General features: G+C 62.1%; 2 pseudogenes. Both read right to left on the bottom strand.

Annotation, left to right across the window (positions count from 1 at the left end):
• A pseudogene (locus FS320_RS44475) lies at positions 1-126 on the bottom strand (IS110 family transposase); the annotation flags it as partial.
• Positions 127-164: 38 nt separating this feature from the next.
• A pseudogene (locus FS320_RS44470) lies at positions 165-623 on the bottom strand (IS3 family transposase); the annotation flags it as partial.
• Positions 624-774: the final 151 nt, after the last annotated feature.

The raw sequence follows: 774 nt of genomic DNA, 5'->3' as shown, positions 1-774 counted from the left end.
AGCGCCCGCACCTCCTGGGCCGGCGGCGACTTGCAGTGGACGGGCCGGAACCAGCCCATGCGCAGCAGCAGGGCGATGCCGCGCATCGCGCCGGTCGGTCTTGACGATCATCGCCGAGAGCGCCGCCGGGATTTGCTTCAGTTTAGTGGAGAGCGGTTTAGTAGCTATCCGGCCAGCCTTTCGAATTGAACCGGACTGACATAATCCAGTGTCGAATGGCGCCGGACGGGATTGTAGAAGCCGTCGATGTAACGGCCGATCGCCTTCTTGGCCTCGGCTCTCGTCTGGAACACCGTGCGCCAGACCAGCTCGGACTTCAAGGTCTTGAAGAAGGTCTCGACCACCGAGTTGTCGTAACAATTTCCTTTCCCGGACATCGAGATCCGGATGCCGTGTTTCCTCAACTCGGCCTGATACTCGATTGAACAATATTGACTGCCGCGGTCTGCGTGATGGGTCAGTCCCTCACCAGGTCTTCGGATCGCCAGAGCCTTGCGCAGCGCCTCGAGCGCCAGCTCCTTGTGCAGCCGGTCACTCACCGCCCAGCCAACCACCCGCCGGGCGAAGAGATCGAGGATCACGGCCAGGTACAGCCAGCCCTCACCCGTCCACACGTACGAAAGATACTGTCGGCGAATTCAGAGGGCTGGCGCCAACGCAGCAAAGCGGGTCACGCGCGTCTTGGTGCGCGGCCATCCGTCCAACCAGTGTACGACCCGCAAGACGTTCATCGCAGCCGCCGAACACACCTCCTGGAGGCCGGTCTTCAGGAGC

The sequence above is a fragment of the Microvirga tunisiensis genome, from assembly GCF_009296175.1.
GTDB classification, from domain to species: Bacteria; Pseudomonadota; Alphaproteobacteria; order Rhizobiales; family Beijerinckiaceae; genus Microvirga; species Microvirga tunisiensis.
The sequence above is the reverse complement of the archived record's forward strand: the minus strand, read 5'-3'. Positions and strand labels throughout refer to the sequence as shown.